20 protein-coding genes are annotated in these 18233 nt (G+C 30.1%); 11 read left to right on the top strand and 9 right to left on the bottom strand.

The features are described 5' to 3' along the window. Positions 1-138 precede the first annotated feature (138 nt). From KPL51_RS16505 to KPL51_RS16490, 4 genes are read right to left on the bottom strand one after another with little or no spacing between them, the layout of a single operon-like run. Positions 139-645: a hypothetical protein gene (locus tag KPL51_RS16505; RefSeq protein ID WP_224854359.1), complete on the bottom strand. Its 507-nt coding sequence runs from the start codon at positions 643-645 to the stop codon at positions 139-141. A 26-nt stretch (positions 646-671) separates the two neighbouring features. Then, positions 672-1304, bottom strand: a complete 633-nt coding sequence (locus tag KPL51_RS16500; RefSeq protein ID WP_216163739.1) for a J domain-containing protein — start codon at positions 1302-1304, stop codon at positions 672-674. Continuing rightward, on the bottom strand, positions 1288-2250 hold the full coding sequence (locus tag KPL51_RS16495) for a DUF5685 family protein (RefSeq protein ID WP_216163737.1): 963 nt from the start codon (positions 2248-2250) through the stop codon (positions 1288-1290). The genes KPL51_RS16500 and KPL51_RS16495 overlap by 17 nt, the downstream gene beginning before the upstream one ends. Beyond that, positions 2250-2798, bottom strand: coding sequence for a class IV adenylate cyclase (locus KPL51_RS16490; RefSeq protein ID WP_216163735.1), 549 nt, complete (start codon positions 2796-2798; stop codon positions 2250-2252). The genes KPL51_RS16495 and KPL51_RS16490 overlap by 1 nt, the downstream gene beginning before the upstream one ends. Before the next feature lie 316 nt (positions 2799-3114). Here KPL51_RS16490 and KPL51_RS16485 point away from each other — a divergent pair, with 316 nt between their 5' ends. After that, positions 3115-4182 (top strand): nucleoid-associated protein, encoded by a 1068-nt coding sequence (locus KPL51_RS16485; protein WP_216163733.1) that lies wholly within the window; start codon positions 3115-3117, stop codon positions 4180-4182. Positions 4183-4267: 85 nt separating this feature from the next. Here KPL51_RS16485 and KPL51_RS16480 read toward each other — a convergent pair whose 3' ends face one another. The 3 genes from KPL51_RS16480 to KPL51_RS16470 form a co-directional block, all read right to left on the bottom strand. Continuing rightward, complete coding sequence (locus KPL51_RS16480) at positions 4268-5215, bottom strand: class II fructose-bisphosphate aldolase (protein ID WP_216163731.1); 948 nt, start codon at positions 5213-5215, stop codon at positions 4268-4270. A 139-nt stretch (positions 5216-5354) separates the two neighbouring features. Beyond that, the gene (locus KPL51_RS16475; RefSeq protein WP_216163729.1) at positions 5355-5735 is read right to left on the bottom strand and encodes a DUF4363 family protein; all 381 of its coding nucleotides are present in this window, start codon (positions 5733-5735) and stop codon (positions 5355-5357) included. Further along, positions 5732-6361, bottom strand: a complete 630-nt coding sequence (locus KPL51_RS16470) for a DUF421 domain-containing protein (protein ID WP_224854364.1) — start codon at positions 6359-6361, stop codon at positions 5732-5734. Before KPL51_RS16470 ends, KPL51_RS16475 begins: the two co-directional genes overlap by 4 nt. Before the next feature lie 240 nt (positions 6362-6601). Here KPL51_RS16470 and KPL51_RS16465 point away from each other — a divergent pair, with 240 nt between their 5' ends. The 7 genes from KPL51_RS16465 to KPL51_RS16435 all read left to right on the top strand — a co-directional run bounded on the left by KPL51_RS16465 (position 6602) and on the right by KPL51_RS16435 (position 13035). Next, on the top strand, positions 6602-8260 hold the full coding sequence (locus tag KPL51_RS16465; protein WP_216163725.1) for a nucleoside kinase: 1659 nt from the start codon (positions 6602-6604) through the stop codon (positions 8258-8260). A gap of 720 nt (positions 8261-8980) precedes the next feature. Beyond that, positions 8981-9658, top strand: a complete 678-nt coding sequence (gene sdaAB / locus KPL51_RS16460; protein WP_216163723.1) for an L-serine ammonia-lyase, iron-sulfur-dependent subunit beta — start codon at positions 8981-8983, stop codon at positions 9656-9658. A gap of 42 nt (positions 9659-9700) precedes the next feature. Beyond that, positions 9701-10576, top strand: a complete 876-nt coding sequence (gene sdaAA, locus KPL51_RS16455; RefSeq protein WP_216163721.1) for an L-serine ammonia-lyase, iron-sulfur-dependent, subunit alpha — start codon at positions 9701-9703, stop codon at positions 10574-10576. Between the two features lie 135 nt (positions 10577-10711). Beyond that, positions 10712-11251 carry a rubrerythrin gene (gene rbr / locus KPL51_RS16450; RefSeq protein WP_216163719.1) on the top strand — a complete coding sequence of 180 codons (540 nt, stop codon included), beginning with the start codon at positions 10712-10714 and terminating at the stop codon, positions 11249-11251. Between the two features lie 11 nt (positions 11252-11262). After that, on the top strand, positions 11263-11517 hold the full coding sequence (locus KPL51_RS16445; protein WP_216163717.1) for a hypothetical protein: 255 nt from the start codon (positions 11263-11265) through the stop codon (positions 11515-11517). 19 nt (positions 11518-11536) lie between these two features. Further along, positions 11537-12604 (top strand): calcium/proton exchanger, encoded by a 1068-nt coding sequence (gene cax, locus KPL51_RS16440; RefSeq protein WP_216163715.1) that lies wholly within the window; start codon positions 11537-11539, stop codon positions 12602-12604. A 101-nt stretch (positions 12605-12705) separates the two neighbouring features. Beyond that, positions 12706-13035: a hypothetical protein gene (locus tag KPL51_RS16435; protein WP_216163713.1), complete on the top strand. Its 330-nt coding sequence runs from the start codon at positions 12706-12708 to the stop codon at positions 13033-13035. 26 nt (positions 13036-13061) lie between these two features. On the opposite strand, the gene pssA is transcribed toward KPL51_RS16435, so the two are convergent. Next, positions 13062-13574 (bottom strand): CDP-diacylglycerol--serine O-phosphatidyltransferase, encoded by a 513-nt coding sequence (gene pssA, locus KPL51_RS16430; RefSeq protein WP_216163711.1) that lies wholly within the window; start codon positions 13572-13574, stop codon positions 13062-13064. Between the two features lie 238 nt (positions 13575-13812). Between pssA and KPL51_RS16425 the strand changes: the two genes are divergently transcribed. The 3 genes from KPL51_RS16425 to KPL51_RS16415 all read left to right on the top strand — a co-directional run bounded on the left by KPL51_RS16425 (position 13813) and on the right by KPL51_RS16415 (position 15957). Beyond that, positions 13813-14241, top strand: a complete 429-nt coding sequence (locus tag KPL51_RS16425; protein ID WP_216163709.1) for a CBS domain-containing protein — start codon at positions 13813-13815, stop codon at positions 14239-14241. Positions 14242-14345: 104 nt separating this feature from the next. Continuing rightward, positions 14346-15230, top strand: a complete 885-nt coding sequence (locus tag KPL51_RS16420; RefSeq protein ID WP_216163707.1) for a YegS/Rv2252/BmrU family lipid kinase — start codon at positions 14346-14348, stop codon at positions 15228-15230. Between the two features lie 91 nt (positions 15231-15321). Then, complete coding sequence (locus KPL51_RS16415; protein ID WP_216163699.1) at positions 15322-15957, top strand: hypothetical protein; 636 nt, start codon at positions 15322-15324, stop codon at positions 15955-15957. Positions 15958-16183: 226 nt separating this feature from the next. Here KPL51_RS16415 and KPL51_RS16410 read toward each other — a convergent pair whose 3' ends face one another. Further along, the gene (locus tag KPL51_RS16410; RefSeq protein ID WP_216163755.1) at positions 16184-18031 is read right to left on the bottom strand and encodes a YgiQ family radical SAM protein; all 1848 of its coding nucleotides are present in this window, start codon (positions 18029-18031) and stop codon (positions 16184-16186) included. Positions 18032-18233: the final 202 nt, after the last annotated feature.

Here is an 18233-nt window from a genome sequence, read left to right as displayed (position 1 = left end):
AAAAGTTTAAAATCCTTTTTGTAAATATTTGTAAAACAAATGCAAATTTGTAAGTTTTTAATTCTGTAGATCTAAATTACGAATTGAAGTTTAGTAACATTAAAATAAACAAAAGAGTAGTATACTAGTTTTTTTAATCTATTTGTTTTTATTGAACTTTTTAAGAAGATTTTTATTTGCATAGGCGATAAAAATCGTAAGGGTATAGTCATATACTAGGAAGCTAAATTCCATAAAAAATATTAGCAAATATATATTTATATTAGGGATTTTTAATAATAGCATTTTATATATGAATATAATTATAGCTGAACTTATATTAAAGTATAATAGCTTAAGTACAAATTCTACAGGGATATTTCTTAATTTTTCTATAAAGTATTTTACAAAGCCATAGGATCCAAAAATTAATATATAGGCAATGCTTATAAGTTTTGAAGGTATAATAAATAAACTAAGCAGTGAAACAGCACCATATACTATAACAGTATTTTTTATTCCAGTAAGTAGAATAGAAAGCGGAATAATGCAAGAAGCTATGACTAATATAAATAATCTGTTTGTTGGCATCACAGAAGAAAGATATAGCAATATCAAACTAAGTGCTGCAAATATGCCACCTTTAGCAATATTATTAGATTTCATAAAAATCATCTCCTAATTTAATGTGCTTAGCAACAAGAAATAAGATCTCCACCTAAACATTCGCAAAGACTATCCGCACACCACAAGTTGATACACATATTACCCATATCAGAATCTTTGTTTCTCCTGCCATAATAGTTACCCCTATAATTTGAGTTGCTTGTATTTAGGTTATTAAAGCTTTGTCTATATTCAATATTATTAGGTGCTAGGGAGCAGGCTTTGCTGATGAAGTTGTAAGCACTATCATGCCAGTTTTTTTTCAAATGAACCATTCCCATTAAATAATTCCACTCAGCAGTTTTTGTATTCATTGAACCTAATTTCTGTTCAGCTGAAGATATGTTTCCACTATTTAAATCCATTCTTATAGATTGATATATGTCTCTATTAACATAGTCATCATTTGAAGAAGAATTATAATTGTTAGAAGAATTATAAGTATTTGAGGACTGGTAATTATTAGATGAACTAGTATTTTTCATAAGTGAATCATAGGCTTCATTTAGTTCCTGCATTTTTTCTTCCGCTAAATCCTTTAGTGGATTATCGCCATACTGATCAGGATGATATTTTTTTGCTTGTTCTCTATAGGCTTTTTTTATATCTTCTTTAGATGCGCCTTCGCGCACACCAAGTACTTCATAGGGATTTGTCATTTTTATATTCCTCTCCTTTTAAATAATCAATATCCAATTTTCTATTGAAAACCTTATCCATTTTTTCCATGAGTCCAAGTTCTAGTATATTATATAATATATCCTCATTTTTTATTAGTGGTAATGAATTTAAATTTTTTAAACATTGCTGGGCACAAGTAGTTAAGATATAATCAATTCTTGGTTTTATACATTTAGAAAAACTTTCGAAATCTAATTTATCCACATTAAACAAGGAATTTATAGCATTAAAAGAATTACTTTTCATATCTTTTTCTAAATCATCATAAGCATCTATAATATATATCCATTTACCTAAATTATATCCAAGCCAATATAGATCCTCTTTAAAGGGGGCATCCTTATAATAAAAGGATATTAGAAAACCCGTAAGGTCAGCAAAAATGTGAGATAACCCATCTATAGTTAGCTGTTCATCTGTAGATAGATGCTCATCTATGGATAGCTGTTCTTCTAAAGAAATATCCACATGATTTGCTTCTAGAGTATTTAGTAATAAAAGCTTTTCCTTAGTATACTTCATTACATCATTATATTCTACTTTAGATTTTGACAAATAGTTCCTTAAAAACAATGAAAAAATTTTGCTTTTCATTGTTTTATCATCGCAGGCATCATCCATTAACTTATAATAGGCTAAGGTAGTATTAGAAAAAGCCGCATAATCTAAAGCCTCATTATTAACAACCATAACCTTTTTTTTTAGTGGGTGAATTAAACATTTAAATTCAGTAAAACTACTTTTATTATCCCCAAGTGAATCTAAAAGTATTGCCAGAAAAGTCATATCAAAATTTAGAGTAAGTCTTGGTAGATTGCCATAGTTATTTTTAATGGAATTACATAGACCACAATAATAAGCTTTGAATTTCTCGTAGTCTTTTATCTTCATTTCCATTTTACATGGAGTTACATATCCAAACATTATAAATTCTTACCTAATCCTTTCAATTTTAGTATTTCATAAAGAGTTTTAGAGTTAGTATCTTCTAAGCAGTAACCTAGGAGAGTTAAAACTTCTTCTAGCTGCTCTTCATCCGGACTTTCAATTTCTATATAAGGGAAAGGACAGAATTCCTTCTCATTTATGTCTATTTCTATAAGGGTATTTTTATATTTATAGCTTTCCCTATACTTTTTAATGGATTGTATAAGTATAAGACCTAAGGATTCAAATATACCAATAGCTGCTGCTTCATCTTTAATTTCTGTTTCATGCTCATCCATGATTTTGAATTTTTCTTGGCTTATAAGTTTTTTTGTGGTCATATAGTGAACAGTAGAATTTGTTAATTCATCGTGGATAGTTCTAATTCTTGCATAGCCTTTGCTACTTATTAGCCTTTTATCTGAGAAATCATAAATATTATTTATTTGATTTTCTTGTTTTACCTTTGGTGCTTTTAGGCTGGCTAGTTTCCTGCGAATTTCGTCTACATCAATATCTATAATTTTAGTTTCTATTTCTTTCATATTTTCCTCCTAGCGTTTCTCTGGGGCACATAGTAATAATTAATTGTTATTCTTCATGTAGTTCTCTGGAGAAATAATAACTATTAATTGTGATTATATCATAATCTAAAAGAAGTAACATTAATATTTCATTAAAATTGTAGATTTCAATATAGGTGACTAAGTAGTGGCAATAATGCTCTGCTTTAAACTAAGAATATTGTAATATAGTAATTTGTTATAAATGAGTTTAGATAGTATAATAATTAGGCATATTAAAATAAATAATATTAATTTATTTGAGTGTGCCATATATAAATAACAAGGTGGTGTTTTTTTGGAGTACATAAAAGAAGTTAGCATAAATGAGGCGATTATTCATGTTTTAGATAATAATGCGGATGAACCTATCTTGAATGAATATGCTTTAGATTTAGATGAAGAAAAATATAATTTCTTACTTAAACACATTCAGAAATGTTTAAAAGATGAAGATTTAAAATATGGTGTATTTAATGAAGAAGCAAATATAGTAAAAGATTTATCACAAGAATACTTAAATGGGGAGAATAATCTCCTAGTTGTATCTAAAGAATTAGCAAGACAGATGTTTATTTTGATGAGAACTAAAGGAAATATTCCTTCTTGCGATTTAATAGTAATTTCTTTTACTACGGAGTTTGGCCCAATCCTTGGGATATTCAAAATGGATTATATAAAGAATTATGTACATACTATTGATTTTGTTGATAATAAATTGGGCATTGATATAGTACCACAATTTACCGGTCTTCCAGGCAGTTCTCAAAGAATACAAAAATGTGCTTTTTTAAAACCTATTAGAAAAGAGAATGGTTTTGATCTAATGGTTATTGATAAAATAACAAAAAATAAAGATTCTAGCAATGAACAATCCAGTAGTAAAGATGATCAGGAATATGGGTTAAATTACTTTATTAATGATTACTTAGGTTGCACAACCTTTGATAATAAAAGAGACATTACTAAAAACTTTGTGAAGGCTGCTGAAAAATTCACCCAGAATACCTTCCCGGAAAACGCAGATAAGGCAGAGGCTGTTAGAAGTACTATAAAAAGAAAACTTAAAGAAGAAGATAATATCGATGTTAAAGAATTGTCTGAAGAAATGTTTTCTGAAAATCTTGATACTAAGGAAAAATTTGTAGAATTTATTAAAGACCAAGGAATTTCAGAAAATATTAGTCTTGATAAAGAATGGATAGATAAAAAATTAAAAAGAGTAAGACTTAAAATTGATAAAGATATAGATTTATATGTAAATGAAGAAACGTATAATGATAATAGTCGCTTTGAAATACAAAGAAATGGTGATGGAACAATTAATATGGTTATTAAACATGTAAGCAATTATGTTCAAAAATAGATAAGAAAAAGTATAAGAAAATAAAAAAAACAAAGCCCTCAGTATTTATACTGGGAGGCCTTGTTTTTTAGTACTTTGATTTAAATTATTTAGATGAATTAGAGGAACCTAAAACATTAGTGATTTTACCTTCAACTAATTTAGTTATGTTACTTCTTGCTTCTCCAAGATATTTTCTTGGATCTATTTCGCCAAGATTTTTAGTAAGTACTTTTCTTATTGAACCTGTCATAGCAAGTCTTAAATCAGTATCCATGTTTATTTTACAAACAGCCATAGAAGCCGCTTTTCTAAGCATTTCTAGTGGGATTCCTTTTGCACCTTTCATTTCTCCGCCAAATTCATTGATCATAGTAACAAAACTTTGATCTACAGCAGATGCTCCGTGAAGAACTATTGGGAAATTATGAAGGCCTGCTTCTTCTAATTTTTTTGTGATTAAATCTAATCTTTCAAAATCAAGTTTAGCTTCGCCTTTGAATTTGTAAGCGCCATGGCTTGTTCCTATAGCTACAGCTAATGAATCAATACCAGTTCTAGTTACATAATCTACAGCTTGTTCTGGATCAGTATAAGTTGCATCAGCAGCAGAAACATTAACAGCATCTTCAACTCCAGCAAGTTTTCCAAGCTCAGCTTCAACTACAACACCTTTAGAATGAGCAAAATCAACTACTTCTTTAGTTGTTCTTACGTTTTCTTCATAATCAAGATGAGAACCATCATACATTACAGAAGTAAACCCAGAAGCTATTGCAAGTTTACATTGTGCTAAATCTGAACCGTGATCTAAGTGAAGTGCAATATCAAGACCAGTGTCTTCTACAGCTGCCTCAACCATTTTTCTAAGGTATGAAGGCCTTGCATATTTCATAGCTCCGCCGGATACTTGTAGTATAACAGCTGATTTGTGAGTTGCACATGCATCTACAACTCCTTGAATTATTTCCATATTATTAATGTTGAAAGCACCTATTGCGTATTTTCCTTCTAAAGCTTTTTCAAACATTTTAGTAGTAGTAACTAAAGCCATATTAATTCCACCTTTCGAATTTTGTAACAGGGACACATATTGTCCCTGTGGGACTTTTTATTTGTATATTATAATTATAAGCTATAAATTGAGTATTTTCTACCCTTTTATGATAAATGATTTCTATAAACATAGAAAATTAAAAAATATTGCTTATAGAAACCTTTTCATGAGATTTTATATGATCTACAAGATATTTCATAACATGTATAGTGGCTAAGGCTTCGGATTTATCTTTAATTTTTATATATTGAGTTAATTTTAATAGCTCATTGTCTACATGATCTAAGTCTTCATGATGTATATAAATGGTAAGAAATTTCGAGTCACTTTTCCATTGATCTATATAATCTAAGGATAGAGTATATGCTTTTTTATAATTCTCCTTAATTATATAACTTTCTAGGGTACAATTCAAACTTTGCAAATGATCACAACGTCGGTTTATAAGATTTACAGAAAAGAATATTCCTATAATCATTGCAATGAATAGGCTAAAGGCTATGTAAACATTTTTCATTTGATTTTATCTTTCCCTTCCTTAAGTTGATAAAAGAACTTATTTTTAGAATCTAAAATTCCTATGAATACATCTTTTGAAGAAAAAATATTATTTTCCTTTAGTATACTATTTAACCAAGTTTCATCTTTAGCTAAAAGTTTTAAATTTTTATAATTTATATTGCCATCCATAATCAAAGGTATAGGCAAAGTATCTTGTGTTATTTTTAATTTTAGATCATCCTTACTTGCGTTGGATTTTCCGGTTTTTGGTAAAATGGAAAGCTCACCACTAGTTTCTAAAATAGCATATTGAATATCTGATAGATTAAAATACCCTTTTAATCTAAGTTCTTCTAATAAATCATTAATATTAAATCTTTGATATCTAAGTTCTGCAATATCGATTATCCCATCTTTTATTAATATACTTGGAGTGCCTGTTAATATTCTTCTAGCCCTTTCGCTTTTGAGTTCCATAAGAGAAGTAGAAACTTGTAGAAATAGCAAAGTAATTATTGGAATAATGGCATGAAAAATTGGTATTCTTATATCTTGCATTGGAAAAGTAGCAAGTTCAGATATCATTAATGCAATTACCAGCTCAAAAGGCTCAAGTTCACCTATTTGTTTTTTGCCCATCATCCTCATAATAAATATTACTGCAAAGTATAGGAAACAAGTTCTAATTATTAAAATAAACGTATTATCACCTCATTGCTATTTTGTCTATGTATTAGTATGAGCAATTTAAATGAAAAATATATATATTTTTATCTTTTAACATGGAAAAGTTAAATACAAAAATTATAAGAAGTATTATGATACATTTTTTTAGAATTACAGTATAATAGTAGGGACCACTAAAAAATAGGGGATGATTGTATGAATAATTTCAATATAGGTCTTAAAGATGGTAGACATGTTTTAGCACAAGAGGGAGCTATGTTAAATGATATTATTAAAGATAATAGTTTATTTAATGATGTACCAGTAGTTTTAGGTAATTTCAATAATAAACTTTATGAGTTAGGTGAAATTATCACGCAAGATGGTAATTTTGAAACTGTGGATGTTACAAGTAAAATTGGAATGATGACATACGTTAGGACCCTTCAGTTTGTGCTAATAAAAGCAGTTTACGAATTGTTCCCTAATGCTAAAATAAGTATAGAGCATTCTTTAAGTAAAGGCTTATTTGGAGAGATTTATAAACCTATTGCATTAGATATTGATGATATTTATGAAATAAAAGGTAGAATGAGAGAAATAATAAAGGCTGATATTCCTATAAAAAAAATATCTCTGTCAAAAGCTAAGGCAGTAGAAATTTTTACTGGATATAATATGCAAGATAAAGTTAAACTTTTAAAATATGTTAACTCGGGAGAAGTAAAACTTTATGAAATAGATGGGAGATATGACTATTTCTATGGGCCAATGGCTTACTCAACGGGAATACTAAAAACCTTTGATTTAATATATTATGAGCCGGGTTTTATATTGAGATATCCTACAAGTGAGACTCCGGATAAAATTCCTAAATTTCAAAAACACGAGAAACTAGCTAAAATATTTGATGAAGCAGAGCAATGTGGAGAAATCTTGGGTGTTGGAAGTGTTGGAGCTTTGAATGATGAAGTAGTGAATGGTGATATTGTTAATTTAATTAGGGTGGCTGAAGCTCTTCATGAAAAGAAAATAGCCTACATTGCGGATATGATTCATCAACGTACACAGGTGAAATTAGTCCTTATAGCAGGACCTTCTTCTTCAGGAAAGACTACTTTTTCAAAGAGGTTAGGCATCCAATTAAGAGTAAATGGCTTAATACCAACATTTATTTCCTTAGATGATTATTTTATAGATAGAGAATTTACTCCAAGGGACGAAAATGGTGAATATGATTTCGAATCTATATATGCATTGGATTTAGAACTCTTCAACAAGGATTTAGAATTATTACTACAGGGCAATCAGGTTGATATACCAAGTTTTAATTTTAAGACAGGGAAAAGGGAATGGCAAGGAAATAAGATCAAAATGCCTGGAAATGGAGTAGTGGTTGTAGAAGGAATACATGGATTAAATGAGATTTTAACCTCTTCCATAGCTAAAGAGAGCAAGTTTAAAATATATATAAGTCCACTAACACAGCTTAATTTGGATGATCATAACAGGATTTCTACAACGGATGTAAGAATGACAAGAAGAATAGTTAGAGACTATTTATCTAGAGGATATGGAGTAGAAGATACACTGAAAATGTGGCCTTCTGTAAAACGTGGAGAAGAAAAAAATATTTTCGTATTCCAAGAACAGGCAGATGCAATGTTTAATTCAAATCTAGTATATGAGCTTTGCGTACTTAAGAAATTTGCATTGACGGAGCTTAATAAGATCGGACCGGAAAGCCCAGTATTTTATGAGGCAAGTAGATTAAAAAGTTTCCTCAATTTCTTTGTAGATGTAGACAAAGATTTAGTACCAGAGAATTCAATAATCCGAGAATTCACTGGGGGGAGTTGTTTCTATAAGTATTAGGATGGAAAAAGTATGAAATATATTCTACGCGAATTGCAAAAGAACTTAAAACTATAAATTTGATTAAGAAATTCTAATCTTTTGCAATTCACTTCGAATAAATTTCATACTTATTGCTAAGTTAAGATTTAAAGAACCACGAAGTTTTAGTATGTAGAAGGTTAAATAATTAATAATAGGTTAGTGTCTATGATAGTAGCGCATTCTTTAACAGAAATTAGGCTTATTCCATGAAAAGTTTCTTAACGCGCTTATTTGATATTATGTCTTAGAAACGCATGTACGACTTCTGAGTATTTATCGTGGGAAGTACAACAGTTATTAATTGTTAAGCTTCTTGGGCTGATTAAGACAAATTTCTATTACATAAACTACAGGTTTGTAAAAGTCATTAATATTTGCTACATTCACACATGCTTTCACCTTTATTATTATAATTTCTCATTATAAATAAAATTATAATGAATTTAATACACTAAAAACAGTTGGTGTACTTTTTTTAGTGTGGTTTGTAAGTATGAAATGTCTACGGAGTGACTTGCAATACGTGACGATGAAACATTAGAATTCCTTAATGGAATTTCCCGTTTCGAGTTCGTTTGCAAGGCACGCAGAAGAAATTTCATACTTACTATGTAGTCACAAAAGAATAACATATGTTAATGTGAGGCAAAATAATTATAATTATTTTGTTAAGCAGAGTCAGACAAGGAGGAAATAATGAAAAGTTATAGTGTTTTTGATATATTGGGTCCAATTATGATAGGGCCATCAAGTTCTCATACGGCAGGGGCGGCAAGGCTTGGTAAAATTGCTGCCATAATTGCTGGGGAGCATATTGCATCGGTGAAATTTGTTTTACATGGTTCTTTTGCTAAAACTTATAAAGGTCATGGAACGGATAGAGCTCTTGTGGCAGGAATTCTAGGAATGGATCCTTGGGATGATAGACTTAAAGAATCTATGAACATAGCTAAAGAAAAAGGCCTCGTAATAGAGTTTGCTTCTGGTGATTTGGGAGATGTTCATCCTAATACAGTGAAATTTATTATAACAAAAGAAAGTGGTAAAGTTGTTGAAATTATTGGTTCATCTGTTGGAGGAGGAAATATTGTAATTTTTGAAGTTGATGGTCAACCACTTAAGTTTATGGGTAATTATCCAACAATAATAATTAGCCATAAAGATATCCCAGGTATGATTTCAAAAGTAAGTACCATATTATTTGATGAAAATGTTAATATAGCAACTATGAATGTGTACAGAAATAGCAGAGGGTTAAAGGCAGCTATGGTGTTTGAAACAGATAGCATAGTCCCTCAAGATGTATTAGACAAGATTAGATGTTTAGGAAATATTTATAGTATAAGAGAAATATCACCAGTAAAACAGTCTTAATAATTGTTATTTACCAAGAAGGACCTAGAGGAGGCAATAATTGTGTTTGTAAACAAAGGAATAAACCTAGTAAGTATATGTGAAGAAAAGGATATGACAATTTCGGAATATACAATAATGTGCGAAGTAGAAGAAAGTGGGCTCTCACGTCAAGAAATTATTGAAAAGATGAGAAAAAATCTAAATATAATGAGAGAAGCTGCAGAATATGGACTTACAAATGTAACTAAATCTATAAGCGGTTTAATTGGTGGGGATGCAATTAAACTTAATAGGTATTCCAGTTCTAAAAATACACTTACAGGGGGATTTATGACAAAAGCAATGGCTAGAGCTCTTTCGTGCTCAGAAGTTAACGCAGCTATGGGTAAAATAGTTGCGGCACCTACAGCGGGCTCTTGTGGAATACTTCCAGCGGTAATTATCACAGCTGGAGAAAAATTAAATAAAACTGAAGATGAACTAATTAATGCTCTCTTCACGGCTTCGGGTGTAGGTATTATAATTGCCAAAAATGCTACATTATCAGGAGCAGAAGGTGGATGCCAGGCTGAATGTGGAGCTGCTGCTGCTATGGGAGCTGCTGCTGTAGTAGAAATGATGGGTGGCAATGCTTCAATGGCTCTAGATGCAGCTGCTATTGTAATAAAGAACATATTAGGACTTGTATGTGACCCTGTGGCAGGACTCGTTGAGGTTCCTTGTGCGAAACGAAATATAGCTGGAACAGTGAGTGCACTAACTACTGCGGATTTAGTTATGAGTGGTGTAGCTAGTAAAATACCTTTTGATGATACAGTAATCGCTATGTATAAGGTAGGCAAGCAATTGCCTTGCGAATTAAGAGAAACAGCTATGGGTGGGCTTGCAACTACACCTACAGGTCTCAGACTGGCAAAAGAGATTTTAGGAAAATAAATAACTTTTAAATAATAAATTTATTAAAATGTGAGAGGGATATCCTAAGGGGTGTCCCTCCTTTTTTAAAAGTAACCTTTAAAAGCATAATGAATAGAATAATAAAGAGACAAACAATTATACGGAGGAGTACTAATGCAATTAAAGGGTAGTAAAACAGAAAGAAATCTTCTCAAAACTTTTGCTGGAGAGTCAAGGGCTAGAAATAAATATACATTTTATGCTGAAAAAGCGGAACAGGAGGGGTACGAGTATGTAGCCTCTATTTTCGAAGCTACTGCAAACAACGAAAAGGCTCATGCAAGAGTAGTTTTTGATAAGTTTCTAAAGATGAATAAAAATACAGCAGAAAACTTGATGGATGCAGCAGCAGGAGAATCTTTAGAAAGCAGCAAGTTATATAAACAATTTGAAAAAGAGGCTAGAGATGAGGGCTTTATAGAAATTGCAGATTTCTATAAAGAAATACAGGAAGTAGAAGAAAGCCATGAGATGAGATATATGAAAATATATGAAAATCTTGTAGCAGGTATGATGTTTAAACGAAATAATGAAGTGAAATGGCAGTGTATGAATTGTGGGTATATTCATATAGGAAAAGAAGCACCAGCTTTTTGCCCTCTATGTAAGTTTCCAAGAGCTTACTTTAAAATATACTGCGAAGATTACAAATAGGAGGAATGAATATGATAATTTATTATCCAACCTACTATTTAGTGCCAGTAGTACCTATAATTTCAATAGACGAGGATGAATACGACGATAGGGATAACGATAAATATAGCATTCAAGGTAATGATGAATATGGTACTAGATATAATAATGAATATTGCCTTCGCTACAACACGGAGGAAAAAGGAGTGTATAACACACAACAAAATGTAAATGTAGATACTTTTGAAGAGGCCGACGAAGATTACGTAAATGAAAGTACAAAATAATGATAGTCTGGTGTTTTGAATGAAAAAAACCTATATTTTCATAATTGTTGTAATTATCACAATGTTTATAAGTACTTCATCAAGTTTAGTAAATACAATAATATATTCAATAGCTATAGTTCCATTAGCTATTTTACTAGGAGACCAAACCACTAGAATATCAGATTATATAGGACAAAAAAAAGGCGGGTTACTCGCCGCTACAGTGGGTAATGTTCCAGAGCTTATGATGGGAATTTGGTCAATTAAGTATGGGATGATACCTCTGGTTCAAGCTTCCTTAATTGGGTCAATCATAAATAATATGCTTTTAGGGCTTGGTATTGCAGTAGTGTTTGGAGGTTTTAAGTTCAGGCAGCAAAGCTTTAATAGTATAATAGCACGAACAAATTTTAATATGTTACTACTGGCTATGTCCTCTATGGTAGTTATAGCAACATTAAATAGATATTCTGTAGTTGTGAATTCAGTACTGATATCCATAAGTGTGAAGGTTGCTTTTTTACTCATAGGTATTTATATCTTAGGGCTAGTATTTTCATTATATACTCATAATAATTTATTTGTTATTAGTGAGGATAATGAAGAGGAGAAAATTACTATAAAAGAGAAAAGAATTACTATAAATAAAAAAGCTGTAGAAAGTACAATAACATTAATTTGTATATCTGTATTACTTTATTTTATAAGTGATAAATTAATTTATAATATTAGAGATTTTATAAAAAACTATAATATATCGCAAGAGTTCATAGGCATTATCTTAATTCCATTTTTAGGGAACATAGGCGAAAATGTTTCAACTATAATGAGTGCAATGAAAAACAAAGTAGATATGAGCTTAGAAACGGCTATAGGATCAAGCATCCAAATTTCACTTTTTGTTACCCCTGTGCTTGTAATATTCTCTTGTTTTATGGGTTTAAATATGACACTTTTATTTCCTGTTTTTCACATAATAATGTGTGGTATAGCAGTAGGTATGTCATACTTAGTGTTTCAAGATGGTAAAACCTATTGGCTAGAAGGTAGCATACTAGTTACTTCCTATATCATAATTACTTTAGCATATTATTACATTGTATAGCTATTTTTAAATATATAGAAATATTTATTTCCCTGTGCCTTAGCATAATTTAATTTTTATAACAGTATAATTAATGAATATCAAAACTAAAAGGTGATTATTTGGCACATAGAAGAGTAATTCAAAATTATTACAATGATATAAATAATTTAGCAGACATGTTAACAAAACTAGTTAGTTCTTATAGGTTACTCATAGGTGGAGCAGACGAATTAAATAAAATTGCACTATCTAAAAAAAGTGAGGTTAAGGATGCTCTTAAAAGAGCAGACAATTTGGGAGACATTATTGATGAAACAATAAAGGTATTAGATAATGCCAGTTATAGTTATATGTCTTATTGTACAATGAAAACTGAAGTTATGAAGTGCAAGCTTCAAATAGAGTATATAGAAACAGAAATCGATGAGGAATTAAAATTACGAGAGTAAATAAAAAAAGTGTGAGAAAATTTTTCTCACACTTTTTTCATTTTAAATTTACTTACCATAAGATAAGATAGTATAAACATTATAATGATAGTAAGTGGAAAATTATTGGGTGAGTTTAAAGTGACTAAAGCATAAAGTGCCAATAGCATTCCGGCCAGGGTGATAGGGATTCCTGTATAAACATTATCAAATTTACAACTATTATACCGTGCTAGTCTATATGCACCAGCCACAGGAAAAACTAAGAAACAAATATAGGCTAAATAGCCCAGTGATATGAAATTATACAAATTGAATATAAGCATAGAAGGTGCAACACCAAAAGAAACTAAATCTGCTAGTGAATCTAATTGTTTCCCTAGTTCGCTAGATACTTGTAAAAAACGTGCTAGTTGACCGTCGTATCTATCCATAAGTCCGGCTAATAATATAAAAATAATAGATAGCTTGTAATTAGCTTGAAAAGTCATCAGTAAGGATAATAAACCAAAAATCAAATTTCCAAAGGTGAGAATATTTGGGATAGAGCATTTCTTCACTACGCATCACTCCTAAAATAATAAAATTGGATTAAAAATTCATATATTATATCGATATAGCTTTTACAAAAATCATCTTTTTAATTATACATCATTTTATAGCAATTTTTAAGTATAATACTATATATTTTATTTTTACTACATAGAGTAAAAAAATATTAATATTAATTTTTCTTTATGGTTAAAATAAAAAGAATATTAATTCTAATATACTCTAAATAATAAGGAGGATTATAAAATGAAAATTTCTGAAATAATGACTAAGGATGTTGTAAGTTTGTCTGTAGATGATACAGTTAAGCATGCAGCTGAACTTATGAAGGAACATAATATAGGGTCACTTCCTGTAAACACAGGGGAAAAAGTAGTTGGTATTATAACTGATAGGGATATTATACTTAGATGCGTAGCAGAAGGAAAGGATCTAAAAGTTCAAAAGGTCAGAGAAATTATGACAACAAATCCAGTAGTGGCAAATGAGAATCTAAATGTGGATGATGCAGCTAGAATAATGAGTGAAAGGCAGATCAGAAGACTACCAGTAATTGAAAACAATACCTTAGTTGGAATGGTTTCCTTAGGAGATTTAGCAGTTGAACCAAAGCTTAGAGGAGAAGCCGCGGGTGTTTTATCTGAGATTTCTATACCATCCATACACAACATTTAGAATAAATGTCCACAGGAAAAGGTGAATCTTGTGGATTTATTTTTAAAGAGGTATAATATACATAAATAAATGTAAAAATTAAGGCTAAAATAGGAGAGAATGCAATGCATAAGGTGAAATTTATTTACAATCCATATTCTGGAGGAAATACTATAGTATCAGATTTAGATATGATAATAATGATTCATCAGAAATATGACCATATACTAGTGCCTCATAGAATATCCTACGAAAATCCTATATCAAATGCTTTTTTTGATATAGATGGAAGCTACAGATACATTTTAATAGCGGGTGGAGATGGGACCGTAGATAATGTAGTGAATGAGATGAAAAAAAGAAATATTAATTTACCTATAGCAATCATCCCAGTAGGTACTGCAAATGATTTTGCTAATTACATAGGAATGCCTCAAGATGTTGAAGAAGCTTGTGAGCAGATATTAAAAAGTAAAATAAAAAAAATTGATATAGGAAAGATAAATCATAAATATTTTTTAAATGTAGCAAGTACTGGTTTATTCACAGATATATCACAAAAAATGGATATGAATTTAAAAAACACTATCGGGAAACTGGCATACTATGTAAAAGGATTAGAGCAACTACCTAATTTTAGAAAGTTGAAAATAAAAGTTGATTCAGATGAGATTTCCTTTGATGATTATATGTATTTAATGTTAGTGTTTAATGGACAAACAGCGGGCAATTTAAAATTTGCATACAAAGCTAAAGTAGACGATGGACTTTTAGATGTAATTATAGTAAAGGCTGGAAACATGAAAAATATTTTAAATATTTTTATTAAGATGTTAAGAAATGAGCATTTAGAAAATGTAGATGGTATTGTTTATTTTAAGACTAATAGATTAGAAATAGAATGCTTTGAAGATATTGTTACAGATATAGACGGGGAACGGGGTCCGGATTTCCCACTACTTATAGAATGTGAAAAAGGCGGCATATCCATATTAGGAGCTGAAATATAGTTGCTTGTAATTTATTTTAATTTGTCTTGTGCATATTTTTAGAAATAAATTAATAAATATTAACAGTAGCAATTTTAGGGAGAGTATATGAGTGAATGTATATTTTTTATTACTGTTAGTTATGGCTCTTTTATTATACAAAGGCATAATTTCTACTTTGTTTTATTCGCCTAGAAAAATAAAGATAATAAGTATTTTGGCTTTAGTTTTAATGACCTTTAGATGGATAGCTCTAATGATTCTTTTTATTATAAAAAACCAAAACTATTTATATTTATTAAAGCCACTGGTGTTTACAAATTTAATTTGCATACCAGTATGTGGTATTCTTTCAGTTTTTATCTTTTCTAGGAATAACAAAATTAAACTTAAAAGGCTTTTCCTTTGGTGTATTATTTTATTTGTAGCCTACTTCATAGTGATATATAAATCTACTGTAAATATTAATATATCAAATTATTGTGGCTACACCATGAAATTACAATTAGAGTCATATTGTTATATTATCCTACTTATAATAAATTTAATCTTTGCCATTAAGGGTATAAAGCTATATAGTGTAATTTATTCTAGTAAGCCTGGTGCTGTATTAATTATAATATCTGCTAGTATAACTTTATTATCAGTAATTCTAACTTCAATAAATTCTGATTTTCCATGGCTATTATTAGGTGATATTTCTTGGCTTGCAACTATGGATTATGGTCTTTCAAAGTTTAAAAGGTGAAATCTTACATTTTTTTACGCGTAAAAAAAGTATATATTACGTAGAATGCATTTGAATAAGCTTTAGAATTTCTTATTTTATTTTTAATTAAGCTACGCTCAGAAAAACATATGTTTGAGCGAAGCGAGTTTATGTTTTTTAGCATCTTAATTAAAAATAAAATTAGAAGTTCTTAGCGAAATGAATGCATTACTCGTATTGCAATACGCGTAATATATACATTTTTTTATCTTTTTTTATTCCTTGAAAATTTAATATTACTAGTTGCCTTTAGAGGTCTTGGTGGTATCAGGGATTTTTTATCGAAACCAATTAAATCTTCTCTATTAGCTTTTATTAGAGCTTCTTTTACAATGTTGTAGTTTTCAGGATTTTTAAATTGAAGCAATGCCCTTTGCATATTTTTTTCCTTTTGCTCAGTTGGAACATAAACTTTCTCATTAGTAAAAGGATTAATTCCTGTGTAGTAGATTGTAGTAGATAAACTACCTGGTGTTGGGTAAAAATCCTGCACCTGTTCTGGAGTGTAGCCCATTTCTTTTATATATTCTGATAGTTTTATTGATTCCGTTAAGTCACTTCCAGGGTGGCTTGACATGAGGTAGGGAACCAAAAATTGATTTTTATTCAATTTTTTATCTATTTCAAAATATTTTTTAACGAAACGGTCATAAACTTCTTTTTTCGTTTTTCCCATTTGAGTGAGTACCTTATCGCTAATATGTTCAGGTGCTACTTTTAATTGTCCACTAATATGGTGCTCGCATAGTTCTTCAAAAAACGTAGTATTTTTATCGAAAATCAAATAATCGTATCTTATTCCGGAACGAATGAAGACTTTTTTAATATTAGGTAAAACTCTAACCTTTCTTAATAAATCCAGATATTCCGTGTGATCGATAATAAGATTTTTACAAGGATTGGGGTACATACATTGTCTATCTCTGCACACACCTACTTTTTCTTGAAGCTTACAAGCCCTATGTCTAAAATTGGCTGTAGGACCACCGATGTCATGAATGTATCCTTTGAAATTCTTTAGGGTAGTTAAGAGCTTTGCTTCTTCTATAATGGAAGTTTGGCTTCTATTTTGAATAACTCTACCTTGATGAAAGGTTAGTGCGCAAAATGAACAACTACCAAAACAACCTCTATGGCTGGTTATAGAAAATTCAACTTCAGTTATTGCAGGAATACCACCTTTTTCTTCATATATAGGGTGATAGGTTCTAGTGTAAGGTAGATCATAAGTTATATCCATTTCATTTTGGGTTAGCGAAATTTGAGGAGGGTTTTGCACCACATATCTATCGTTATGCTTTTGAACCACAATCTTTCCTCTTATATCATCTTGCTCTAATGATTGTAATTTGTAGCTTTCTCCATAAGCATCTTTGTCAGTTTTAACAGCTTCAAAAGATGGTACTTCTATGAAATCTTTAAGTTCTCCAATTTCTTTTGAAGCATAAACTGTACCTCTTATAGAAGTCATTTTATCTATGGTCATGCCATACCTAAAAAGATTAGCAATTTCAACTACAGTTTTCTCTCCCATACCATATATTAGTAAATCTGCTTTAGCATCAATTAATAGACTTCGTCTCACTTTATTGTCCCAATAATCGTAATGAGCAAAACGTCTAAGACTTGCTTCTATGCCACCAATTATAATGGGAACATTTTTAAAAGCCTCCCTAGCTCTATTACAATATACAATTACTGCTCTATCTGGTCTATGACCTGATTCACCACCTGGGGAATAAAGGTCAGTGTGCCTCTTTTTCTTTGCTGCAGTATAGTGATTAACCATAGAATCTATATTACCAGAATTTATAAGAAACCCATATTTAGGTTTTCCAAGTTTTCTAAAATCATCTACACTTTCCCAATTAGGCTGGGCTATAATACCTACAGAAAATCCTTGATTTTCTAAGGTTCTTCCTATTATAGCAGTTCCAAAGGATGGATGATCAATATATGCATCCCCTGTAATTATTATAAAATCTAATTGAGATATATTTCTTTCTTTTAAATCGCTCATGCTAATAGGTAAAAATTGCTTGTTTAATATCATTGTCATATAATCCTCCCAACAAATTAGGTGAACTTAAGTTCATTGTATATAATAATATTAACATAACTACTGAAAAATATGAACTATAAAAGTTTATAAATAATAAATGTGATTATAAAATTTGATTGTCAAATATAAAATATTAAAAGAATACATGGATTTTGAAGTAATGATGAGAGAGAATGATAGATAACACACTAGG

Origin of the sequence: Clostridium bowmanii (genome assembly GCF_018861315.1) — a bacterium.
GTDB lineage: Bacteria > Bacillota > Clostridia > Clostridiales > Clostridiaceae > Clostridium_AD > Clostridium_AD bowmanii.
Note: the sequence above shows the minus strand (reverse complement) of the source record. Positions and strands in the feature narration are given on the sequence as shown.

Excerpts from the sequence above, each read along its gene's own strand:
- KPL51_RS16505 (WP_224854359.1), bottom strand. The coding sequence starts at position 645 with ATGAAATCTAATAATATTGCTAAAGGTGGCATATTTGCAGCACTTAGT.
- KPL51_RS16500 (WP_216163739.1), bottom strand. The coding sequence starts at position 1,304 with ATGACAAATCCCTATGAAGTACTTGGTGTGCGCGAAGGCGCATCTAAA.
- KPL51_RS16495 (WP_216163737.1), bottom strand. The coding sequence starts at position 2,250 with ATGTTTGGATATGTAACTCCATGTAAAATGGAAATGAAGATAAAAGAC.
- KPL51_RS16490 (WP_216163735.1), bottom strand. The coding sequence starts at position 2,798 with ATGAAAGAAATAGAAACTAAAATTATAGATATTGATGTAGACGAAATT.
- KPL51_RS16480 (WP_216163731.1), bottom strand. The coding sequence starts at position 5,215 with ATGGCTTTAGTTACTACTACTAAAATGTTTGAAAAAGCTTTAGAAGGA.
- KPL51_RS16475 (WP_216163729.1), bottom strand. The coding sequence starts at position 5,735 with ATGAAAAATGTTTACATAGCCTTTAGCCTATTCATTGCAATGATTATA.
- KPL51_RS16470 (WP_224854364.1), bottom strand. The coding sequence starts at position 6,361 with ATGATGGGCAAAAAACAAATAGGTGAACTTGAGCCTTTTGAGCTGGTA.
- KPL51_RS16465 (WP_216163725.1), top strand. The coding sequence starts at position 6,602 with ATGAATAATTTCAATATAGGTCTTAAAGATGGTAGACATGTTTTAGCA.
- sdaAB (WP_216163723.1), top strand. The coding sequence starts at position 8,981 with ATGAAAAGTTATAGTGTTTTTGATATATTGGGTCCAATTATGATAGGG.
- rbr (WP_216163719.1), top strand. The coding sequence starts at position 10,712 with ATGCAATTAAAGGGTAGTAAAACAGAAAGAAATCTTCTCAAAACTTTT.
- KPL51_RS16445 (WP_216163717.1), top strand. The coding sequence starts at position 11,263 with ATGATAATTTATTATCCAACCTACTATTTAGTGCCAGTAGTACCTATA.
- cax (WP_216163715.1), top strand. The coding sequence starts at position 11,537 with ATGAAAAAAACCTATATTTTCATAATTGTTGTAATTATCACAATGTTT.
- KPL51_RS16425 (WP_216163709.1), top strand. The coding sequence starts at position 13,813 with ATGAAAATTTCTGAAATAATGACTAAGGATGTTGTAAGTTTGTCTGTA.
- KPL51_RS16420 (WP_216163707.1), top strand. The coding sequence starts at position 14,346 with ATGCATAAGGTGAAATTTATTTACAATCCATATTCTGGAGGAAATACT.
- KPL51_RS16410 (WP_216163755.1), bottom strand. The coding sequence starts at position 18,031 with ATGATATTAAACAAGCAATTTTTACCTATTAGCATGAGCGATTTAAAA.